This is a genomic window from uncultured Acetatifactor sp. (genome assembly GCF_948601915.1).
Lineage (GTDB): Bacteria > Bacillota > Clostridia > Lachnospirales > Lachnospiraceae > Acetatifactor.
The window spans coordinates 4,635-15,282 of record NZ_CAPDXS010000128.1; the positions used below are offsets into that span (position 1 = coordinate 4,635).

Below are 10,648 nucleotides of genomic sequence, written 5' to 3' on the forward strand. Positions count from 1 at the left end.
GGCCGGCATGGCCCAGGGCGCTGCGGCGGATGACAGGGCCGGCATGGCCCAGGGCGCTGCGGCGGATGACAGGGCCGGCATGGCCCAGGGCAATGCGGCGGATGACAGGGCTGACAAAGCCTGCGGTTCCGCTACAGGCCCCTGTGGAGCGGGAGACGGGGAGAGAGCGGTGGGCAGCGCTGCCGCCTGCCTGGAGGCCACCCGACAGATGTACACGGAGATGTCCCCGGAGACGGCCGAGTTCATCGCATTTCTCCTGGACAATGGCCTGGCGGACGTGGAGATCCGGGACGGCAAGCGGGACGGCGGCTATATGACTACATTTGAGAGATACAGGGCCCCCTTCATCTTCGCCAATTTTGACGGCACGTTTGAGAACGCCTACATCATGTGCCATGAGGGCGGCCATGCCTTCCAGGGATATCTGAAGCGCCACGAGGAGATTCGGGAGCGCTGCTGGAACACTTCGGAGATGGCGGAGACCCATGCCATGGCCATGGAGTTCTTTGCCATGCCCTACATGGAGCTGTTCTTCGGGGAGCGGGCCGGGGACTACCGGGCCATGCATCTGGAGGACGCGGTGCGGCTGATCATCAACCAGTGCCTGCAGGACGAGTTCCAGCAGCTTGTGTACGAGGATCCCGACATGACGGCGGAGGGATGCAACGGGCTCTGGGCCAGGCTGGACAAGGAATATTTCCCGGACAAGGACTATGACTGCAATGTGAACCTGCGGGAGGGCAGGGGCTGGCAGCGCATCCCCCATATCTATCACTGGCCCTTCTATGCCATCGACTATGCCCTGGCGGATATCGGCGCTCTGGGGTACTACCGCTGGATGCATGAGGACAGGGAGGCAAGCTGGGAGAGCTATCTGCGCCTGTGCAGGGAGAGCGGCACCATGGACTTCCCCAGCCTGGTGGAGAGCGCGGGCCTGGGCAGCCCCTTTGAGGAGGAGACCATGATCAGGCTGGCGGAGTGGATGGAGAGGAAGCTGACGGAGACGGAGGGCTGATATCTGCCAGAGCCGGAGAGCGGCTGGCGGGGGCAGCCAATGCTGCACAGAAGCCCCGTAGTATGCAAGTACCGCAAGCTCTGGGGTGAGGCAGAGCGCAGCTGCCCGGAGAGCGGCTGGCGCAGGGGCCGCAGCGCAGCGGCATTGTATGGTTTCCGGTGGGATGCCGGCGGGGGAGATGAGGGGGGAGTCCCTTTAAGAAAGGCAGATAAATGAGTGATAAAGTTACCATGAAAGAAAAAATCAGCTTTGCGCTGGCGAACCTGGGGAATATCCCCATCCAGACCATACTGGGGTCCTACCTGCTGATATTCTACACCAATGTGATAGGACTGAACCCGGCGGCCTGCGCCACCCTGTTCTTGATTGCCAGGGTGATGGACGCGCTGAAGGATCCCTTTATGGGATTCCTCATCGACAGACTGCCCACCACGAAGCACGGGCATTTCCGCCCCACCCTGATCGTGGGCACGGCGCTGTGCTCCCTGAACTTCCTGCTGATCTGGTTCGCGCCCCTGATGGCCACCTCCGGGAAGCTGGCCATCGCCTATGTGACCTACCTGATGATCGGGGTGCTGTTCCCGGTGATGGACATCTCCCTGAACAGCATGCTGCCGGTGATGACTCTCGATATGGAGGAGCGCAGCGCCTTAAGCGCCCAGAAGGGCTTCGTGTACACCCTGGGCTCCTTTCTGGTGAACTTAAGCGCCCCTGTAATCATCGGCAATGTCTCCGAGAAGGAGGGCTATATCACCCTGGTATTGATCGCCGCGGCGGTGATTGCGGGCTGTTCCATCGCGGGCGCGCTGGGGCTGAAGGAGCGGGTGCAGGCCCAGCCGGGGAAGGACAGCTATCAGATAAAGGATCTGTTCCGCATCCTGGGCCAGAAGCCGGTGGCTATCACCTTTTCCGCCGCGTTGATTTACATGATTGGGAAATATGTGATGAATACCACGTTGGCGTATTTCTTTACATATGTGATTGGGAATCTGAAGCTGATGAGCGTGGTGTCCGTGGTGCAGCTGTGCGCGCTGCTTCCGGCTACGCTGCTGGTGGGCGCTTTGATTCGAAAGATTGGGCGAAAGAAGGCCTATATGCTGAGCCTGACCCTGATTGGCACGGCGCCGCTCCTACGCCTGATTGACGTCACCAGCATCCCCATCCTGCTTGCAGCCATGGCCATCGCCGGGTTCGCGGACGGGCTGTGCATGCCCCTGACCTACGGCATCCAGGCGGACAACACGGATTATGTGGAGCTGGAGCTGGGGTATCGTGCGGACGCGGCCATCGCGGCCCTGTCCGGCTTCATCACCAAGTGCGGCATGGGCGTGGGCGGCGCCATTCCGGGCTATATCCTGGAAGCGGCAGGCTTCCGGGGAGAGGCCCAGACCCAGCCGCCCCAGGTGCGCACGGCCCTGATTGTCTGTACCATCGCCGTGCCCGCGGTCATGTGCGTGGCGGGGGCATTGCTCTTCGGCGCATATCCACTGACCAAGGAGAGGCTGGCGGAGCAGGTGGAACGGGTGAACGCGGCTAAGAAGGGATAAAGCTTTTTTTGAAGACAGGCATATTTCGGCTAAGATACTAAACAATAGATAATAGCCGAGATATGCTTGTTTTTTGTCACGGGTTCGCGAAAATTATATTCAGAGAGATATTAGCCGAAAAAGAGATGCCGGTGTGGATGATTTAGCGTGTGGAATTCTGTGTATATCATGTGGATTTCCTATTGCAATATGTGGAAATAGTTGTTATAATGTGGTATAAGTTGCAGATGTGTGGAAAAGGCAGGCAGGAAGGCCGTTGTTATATGAATACGGCACGGCCGGAGGAAGATAAGCAAGATAGGAGAGATGCAGATGTTTGCCACGGAGAGGCAACAGGAAATCATAGAGTTCATAAACGCCAAGGGCGCGGCCAAAATCGGACAGCTGACGGAGCGGTTTGGCGTGTCTGTGGAGACCATCCGCAGGGATCTGCTGGAGCTGGAAAAGCAGAACAGCCTCCGCCGTGTCCATGGCGGAGCCCTGCGGATTCCGCGCAGCGGGGAATATCTGGACCGGAAGGAGCGCAGCGGAAAGAACCAGGAGAAAAAGGCGGAGCTGGTGCGGTATGCAGCAGAGCTGATTTCCGAATCCGACATCCTCATGGTGGACTGCGGAAGCACGGCGGTGGAATTCGCGGGAATGCTGCGGGAGCGTTTTGAAAGGCTGACGATAATCACTAGCTGTCTGGACGTTTTCGATGCGCTGAAAAACAAAGAGAGCTTCGAACTGTACCTGTGCTCCGGGTTCTATATGGGCAGGGAGAACGCGTTTTACGGCTCCTGGGTGCTGGAGTCCCTGGAGCGGTTCCATGCGGACAAGGCCATCATCTGTCCGTCGGCGGTGTCCATCCAGTACGGGGTCATGGATTATGACCGGGAGTTGTGCACGATACAGAAGAAGATGATGGAGCAGGCGGGTGAGACGATATTCCTGGCAGACAGCGATAAATTCGAGAAGAGCGGCTTCCTGAAGATCGCGGATGTGCGGCAGGACTGCACATTGGTGACGGACTCCGGGCTTGAGGGGGAGATCTACAACCTGTACCTGGAAAACCAGATTCGGGTGCTGAGAGGGAAGAAAAGCTGAACGAAAAAGGGAAGGAAGATTGGGAGAACGATGAAAGAGGAAAAAGAAAGCCGTGGCGGGATGCTGATCGCTCTGTGCACGATATGCTATTTCATAAGCTATCTGACGAGGATCAATTACGGGGCGGTGCTCCTGGAAGTCGAAAGGGCGGAGGGCATCAGCAAGGTTGCGGCGTCCATGGCGGTGACGGGAAGCTTCATCACCTATGGGGCGGGGCAGCTGATCAGTGGCTGGCTAGGAGACCGCCTGAAGCCTGAGAAGATGATTCTGGCAGGGCTTTTGACCACGGCGGGCATGAACCTTCTCGTCCCCATCTTCACGGAGCCGGGAATGATTCTGGCCTTCTGGTGCATCAACGGGTTCGCCCAGGCCATGATCTGGCCGCCTATGGTACGAATCATGTCGGCGTGTCTGGACGGGGATACATATAAAAAGGCCGTAGTCCGGGTGACCTGGGGCTCGTCCGCGGGGACGATTGCCGTCTACCTGCTGGCACCTGCCTGCATTCGGTGGAAGGGGTGGAAAAGTCTGTTCTTCCTGTGCGCGGCAGGCGCCATATGCTTTGCGGTGGTCTGGATAAAAGGGGTTCCGGCAGCGATGAAGCGCGCGGGGGAGGCCCGGAACCGGGCGCGGGACGGCACAGGCAGTACTCCTCGGCCCACTATGGCAGGCACCGGCCGGCCAGGGCGTCTGCTCTCAAAGAGCGCTGTCCTGGTACTGGTGCTGGTGATGCCGGCCATCGTCATGCAGGGTGTCTTGCGTGATGGCATCACCACCTGGATGCCCAGCTATGTGGCCGCGACGTTTTCGCTGGACAGTTCCTCGGCAATCTTAAGCGGAGTGGTGCTACCGATTTTTTCCATCGTCTGTCTGGAAATCACTTCCGTGCTGAACCGGAAGCTCATCCGGAACGAACTGCTGTGCGCCGGAGTGGCCTTTTTGACGGGATTTTGCGGCAGCCTGCTCCTTGCTTTCCTGTCCTCTGTCCATGTATTGGTATCGGTAGGCCTTGCCGCCCTGGTCACTGGCTGCATGTACGGCGTGAACGTCATCCTGGTGAGCATGCTTCCCGCCTTTTTTCAGAAAAAGGGGAAGGTGAGCACCATTTCCGGGCTGTTGAATTCCTGCACCTATGTGGGAAGTGCGCTTTCCAGTTATGGAATCGCCTGGGTGGCGCAGGAGAAGGGCTGGCAGAGCGTGTTGTGGCTCTGGGCGCTGGTGGCATTCGTTGGGACGCTGCTTAGCCTTCTGTGTACCAGGCGGTGGAATGTGTTTAAGACAGATGCGTCATAAAAATCCCGCCCCAGGAGGCAAAGCGGATATCCGCTGTCCGGGGCGGGATTTTTGATTCCATCCTTTCCTTGACGCATGTCGCCTAAGCCCCTATGGCAGAACAGGTCAGGTACAGATAGACCGCATATACGCACAGGAGCAGGATGCCCTGCCATTTCTGGAATTTCTGGAACACCATGGCGGGAATCACGGCGATGCATCCCACCAAAAGGCAGGCCGGAAGGTCGTACCTGGCGGAGGTGGCCGCGATGGGCAGCGCTTTCCCGGACACCAGAGAGCACAGGGGCAAGATTAATGTCAGGTCGATGATGTTCGCCCCCAGGATATTGCCCACGGAGAGCGAGGACTGCTTCTTGATGATGGCGGTGACGGTGGTGACCAGCTCCGGCAGGGAGGTCCCCACGGCGATGATGGTCACGCCGATGACCCGCTCCGGCACCCCCACCATGGCGGCCAGAGCGCTGCCGTTGTCCACCAGGAGATCCGCGCCCCAGACGATGCCCACGGCCCCCACCGCGAACTTCACCAGGTTCACGGCGATTTCCTTCTTCCCCTCGATTTTCCTGCGCCCTGCCGCATCCGCGCTGGCTTTCATGGAGCGCTTCGCGGAGCTCACGTTCTCCCACAGGAAGAAGAAAAAGATGACCATCATGGCGATGGTGATGGCAGTGCCCATCTCGCCCGCCACGCCGGACAGTACGATCAGGATGGAGGCGGCCAGCATCAGGACTGACTTCATGAGATAATCCGCCCGCTTGATGATGCCCGGCATGCAGATCAGGGAAATCGCCATGATCAGGCCGATGTTGGCGGTGACGCTGCCCACGGCGTTGCCGATGGCCATGTCCACGCTGCCCTTTGCCGCGGCCATGACGGAGACCAGCATCTCCGGCAGGGTAGTGGCCAGGCTGACGATCGTGGCCCCCACGATCAGCTTCGGGATGCCGCTGACCTCCGCAATCCAGGATGCCGCGTCCACGAAGAAGTCCCCGCCCTTTACGATGAATACGATTCCAACGAGAAACAAGAAGATTACCGTTGCCAATTCCATTTTTCCAACCTCTTTCTTTCGTATTTTGAGATTTGCCGGTACTTTTCCTTACAGAGAAAAGACCCATGCATAGCGCAGAAAACATCCTGCAGGACGAACCTGGCATTTTCCGCAGCTATGTATGAGTCTCGTTATTTAAGACAAGCCAGACCTAAAAGGCCGCGTTTGTTGACTTGCCACGCGAATCGCGCTGACTACTCCCTCATAAAGGCATTTCTATTTCTATCGTTCCTGTCAGTGTAGCACAGGACAGGATGGGTGTCAATAGTCGGTTTGCTTTTTTGTACGTTATTTGCCCGTTTTTGGCATGTTTCTCTCCGCGCAGATGTCGGGGAGGGACGGCTTTGGGAAACGTGAAAACAATATTTATAAAATGATATCACGAATACCGTTGCCCCCTAGAATTTTTTTCGGTAAGGCATCAGATGGAACATTGTGCTGCCGGAACAGGCATCTTAAAACCTAAAAATGTACATATTGACAATTCTGAGGTTAGTCAATATAATAAAATGCACAGCTTTCTCCGCGGAAAGCGGAAGATTCGAACAGAATCGGCCCAACAGCGACCCTAATTTTGCCCAATGGAACAGGAGGAAAGACTTATGAGAAATGAACACGATGTGACCCTCGTCCCCGATGCCTTCGTCAAGGCAAACGGGAAAGCCTGGCGCTTCGATGAGGCGCACAGGCCCTGCATCAGGCTGTGCGGCGGAGAGGAAATTCTCTTCGAGAGCGCGGGCAGCATCACCCGGATGCCCCTAAAGACCGGCCTGGGCACAGGCGAGAGCGTCTGCTACAGGGAATTTGAGGGGTACGGGAAACTGGCTTTCGAGACACGCATCATCGTCAATGACACTACCGGCTTCGTGGACTGCACCTTCGTTCCCACCGATATGACAGAGCTGGCCAGGGAAGGAGATTCCGGGGTAAAGGAGGTCTGCTGGCCAGGCCCTCTCGTGGCGGACGAAGCCGGTTCTTACGCGGTGCTGAACACCATGCAGGGACAGCTTCTGCCCACGGACTGGCCGGAAGCGGTGGGAGAGAAGCTTCCCTTTGACGGACAGATGGGCTCCGAGTCGGCCTACATGCCCTGGTGGGGCGAGATTACGCCGCAGGGCGGGTACCTGTGCTATGTGAGGCAGAGCTGGGACAGCGCCTATACCGTAAACCATCCCGCAGGAGGCCCCACCCGGATATCCCTGCGCCATCTCCCTTCCATGGGAAAAATGGACTATGCCCGAACCGTCAGCTACTGCTTTGTGCCCGCGGGCAGCGATTACGTCACGCTCTGCAAGCTTTACCGGGAAATAGCCGATGAAGAGGGGCGTCCCCGCACCTTAAAGGAGAAGGCCGCCCAGAACCCCAATGTGGAAAAGCTCATCGGTTGCTGCGTCATGCATGTGGAGGGCAAGAGCCATGTGACGGAAGGCTCCGCCTATTATGACAAAGAAAATCCGGAAAAAAACGACAGGCTGGTGCCGTTCTCCCACTGGACCGAAAGGGTGAAGCGCCTGAAGGGACTGGGCGTGGACCAGCTCTACCTGCATCTGGACGGCTGGGGGCAGCCCGGATACGACAACCAGCACCCGGATTATCTGCCCCCCTGCAAAGAGGCCGGCGGGTGGGAGGGCCTGAAGGAGCTCTCGGACACCATGCAGGAGCTTGGTTATATGTTCGGCGTGCATGACCAGTATCGGGACTACTATCTGGACGCGCCTACCTATGACGCCGACAATGCGGCCATGAGCGCGGACGGTACCCTGTTCTCCCTGGCAAGATGGGCCGGAGGGCCCCAGAACTACCTCTGCGCGTCCCTTGCGCCGGACTATGTGCGTCGAAATTTCGAGCAGCTTTTTGCCGCGGGGATTCATTTGGAGGGCACCTATCTGGACGTGTTCACCTGTAACGAACTGGACGAATGCGTCAATCCCCACCATCCCATGACCCGCAGGGAGTGCATCGATGCCAGGAACCGGTGCTTTCACTATCTGACGGCCCACGGCGTGGCCCCTTCCTCGGAGGAGGTGAACGACTGGGCTGTGGGCGCGCAGGTATTCTGCCACTGGGCGCCCTACATAAAAGACTGTGCCATTCCCGTGCCTCTCTATAACCTGGTATACCACGACTGCGTAATCATACCATGGATGATGCCCGCCGGCGCCTGGGGCATTCCGGAGGGGACGACAGGCTTCCTTCATGCCCTGCTGAACGGTGGTATGGGCTATATGGGCGAATATCTGGAGGGCGGGGAACTGCGGGAAAACATCCGGCAATGGCAGGTGATTCGGGAGCTTCAGAAACATGTAGCCATGGAGAAAATGATAAACCATGAGTTTCTGAACGAAGAACGGAGCATACAGCGCAGCACCTTTTCTGACGGAACCAAGGTAACCGTGAATTTCGCGGAGAATACCTATGAAATTACGTATCCCCACATTATGGAGCAAAAGAAGGAGGCAATATGAGCACTTTGACCACGACTACCTACACTATGCCCGCCGCATCCCTGGGGAAGGAGAATCCCCTGCCTGATTTGAAATCAGTAGCGGATGCCCACGCACAGATAGAGATTGACGAGGCCACCGTGAGCCCGGAGGAAGCCCGCTACATGGGCTGGGGGCGGGTGAACACCATTCTGCCCTACACCATTCAGGATGGCTATGACCGAATCCGCCGTGACCATGCTTTTAAAGCCTTTGTCCTGGAGAACGAATTCCTGAAGGCCACCTTCCTGCCGGAGCTTGGAGGAAGACTCTGGTCCCTTTACGACAAGGAGGCGGGGCGGGAGCTGCTGCATGTAAACCCTGTCTTCCAGCCCTGTAACCTGGCCCTGCGCAATGCCTGGATCTCCGGCGGCGTGGAGTGGAATATCGGCATCATAGGCCATACGCCTTTTACCGTGGATCACATGGCCTGCCAGGAGCTTGCCTTAAGCGATGGAACCCCTGTGCTGCGCATGTTCCAGTACGAGAGGGTGCGCCATCTCTTTTACAGATTGGAAGCTTTCCTGCCAGACGGTGCAAAAGAACTCTATGTCCGGATCCGCATCGACAACGCCACCGGGGAGGACACTGCCGTCTACTGGTGGAGCAATATGGCGGTAGACGAGGGAGAAGACGTACGCGTAGTGGTTCCGGCGGACAAGGCCTTCCGCTATGGCTACGGCGGCAAGCTGGCTAAGGTACCTGTGCCCTATATGACCGCCGAGGCCCATAAGCTGCGCGGAGAGGCAGCGCGTCTGGCAAGGGAGAACGGAGGGAAACTGGACTGGGATATCACCCGCACCACCACTCTGCCCCAGTCTATGGACTTTTTCTTCGATGTGCCGAAGGATGCCAGGCCCTTTATCGCCGCTCCGGGCAGAGACGGATACGGTATGTGCCAGACTTCCACAGGTGAATTGAGGGGACGGAAGCTGTTCGTCTGGGGCATGGGCACCGGAGGGCGGCACTGGCAGGAATTCCTGGCCCAAAAGGGCTGCGCTTATATCGAACTGCAGGCAGGCCTTGCCAAGACCCAGCTGGAGCACCTGCCCATGAAGGGTGGGGAGACGATCAGCTGGCTGGAATCCTATGGCGCCGTCCAGGCAGACCCGGCTGCGGTCCATGGGAAAGACTATGCTGCTGCGGTAGCTTCCGTAGCAGAAGCGTTGGAAGCGGCCAGGCCTGCCCATGTACTGGAGGAGCTGCATGATCGTCTGAAACGGGAGCTGGACGGTCAAAACGGTGCGGTGCTCCATTCCGGAATGGGATTCGCCCGGGCGGAAATGGCGCTGCTGGGCAAGGGCTTCCATACGGCGGGGCTTTCCATGGATGCCATGAGGATGGGAGAGCAGGAGCAGCCCTGGATGGAACTGGCTGTAGACGGCATCCTTCCCTGCCCGGAGCCGGATGCGGAGCCATTGAGCTACCAGACGGGTCCGGCCTGGGAGGCTGCGCTGGAGGCCTCGATTCAAAATGGCAGAAGCGACCACTGGTACGGACATTATCAGTTGGGGGTAATGTATGCCTCCGCCGGAAAAAATCAGGCCGCCGGAAAGGAATTCCGCCGTTCCCTGGAATGTGCCCGGAATCCCTGGGCCCTTCGCTGTCTGGCGCTTCTGGAGGATAAGGGCGGTGATTCGGCTCGCGCGGCGGATCTTTTATGCGAAGCGGCAGAACGAAAACCCATCCGCCCTCTGGCCGTGGAAGCCCTGGAACTGCTGGCCAAAACGCGTCAGTACCAGCGCATGTACGGTTTTCTGGACAAACTGCCGGCCGAAGTGCGCGGTGAGGGGCGGATCAAGACTTTCGAGATCCTTGCGCTGCTGCGGACGAAACGCTACCAGGAGGCCCAGGCCCTGCTGATGAGCGACATCGTCCTGACAGATGTGCGGGAGGGCGATGTGCTGCTGACGGATTTGTGGTTCGAACTGATGGCCCGCAAGGAAAGGGGCGGCGCGGAGGAGGCTGACATGAACTGGGCACGGGAGAACTTAAAGCCTCCGAAGCACCTGGATTTCCGCATGGTGTGATGCAATTGCATAAACGATAATTTATCCCAAAAGCTCAACTGATATGTCATTTTGACAAGGTTGGGCTTTTTATTGCATGCCACAAAATGTATACTTTTTGGATTAAAGTAATCCTTTAGCAAAAACAACCAAAAATGCAAATA

General features: G+C 57.9%; 7 protein-coding genes. 6 read left to right on the forward strand and 1 reads right to left on the reverse strand.

Translation table 11 applies throughout. The features are described 5' to 3' along the window. The 4 genes from Q2B33_RS18565 to Q2B33_RS18580 all read left to right on the forward strand — a co-directional run. Positions 1–1,015 (forward strand): M3 family metallopeptidase (locus tag Q2B33_RS18565; protein ID WP_300784122.1); only part of this gene is annotated, 1,015 nt, incomplete at its 5' end. A gap of 230 nt (positions 1,016–1,245) precedes the next feature. Further along, a complete protein-coding gene (locus tag Q2B33_RS18570; RefSeq protein WP_300898489.1) occupies positions 1,246–2,562 on the forward strand; it encodes an MFS transporter in 1,317 nt (438 codons plus the stop codon). Positions 2,563–2,874: 312 nt separating this feature from the next. After that, on the forward strand, positions 2,875–3,648 hold the full coding sequence (locus tag Q2B33_RS18575) for a DeoR/GlpR family DNA-binding transcription regulator (protein ID WP_300567746.1): 774 nt from the start codon (positions 2,875–2,877) through the stop codon (positions 3,646–3,648). A 30-nt stretch (positions 3,649–3,678) separates the two neighbouring features. Beyond that, entirely contained in the window at positions 3,679–4,941 is a 1,263-nt protein-coding gene (locus Q2B33_RS18580; protein WP_300567749.1) for an MFS transporter, read from the forward strand. 82 nt (positions 4,942–5,023) lie between these two features. Here the strand turns inward: Q2B33_RS18580 and Q2B33_RS18585 are convergent, their stop codons facing one another. Continuing rightward, positions 5,024–5,992 carry a calcium/sodium antiporter gene (locus Q2B33_RS18585; protein WP_296475009.1) on the reverse strand — a complete coding sequence of 323 codons (969 nt, stop codon included), beginning with the start codon at positions 5,990–5,992 and terminating at the stop codon, positions 5,024–5,026. Between the two features lie 602 nt (positions 5,993–6,594). Between Q2B33_RS18585 and Q2B33_RS18590 the strand changes: the two genes are divergently transcribed. Next, the gene (locus tag Q2B33_RS18590) at positions 6,595–8,457 is read left to right on the forward strand and encodes a DUF5696 domain-containing protein (RefSeq protein ID WP_300567754.1); all 1,863 of its coding nucleotides are present in this window, start codon (positions 6,595–6,597) and stop codon (positions 8,455–8,457) included. Then, a complete protein-coding gene (locus Q2B33_RS18595) occupies positions 8,454–10,505 on the forward strand; it encodes a DUF5107 domain-containing protein (protein WP_296475005.1) in 2,052 nt (683 codons plus the stop codon). The genes Q2B33_RS18590 and Q2B33_RS18595 overlap by 4 nt, the downstream gene beginning before the upstream one ends. Positions 10,506–10,648 lie beyond the last annotated feature (143 nt).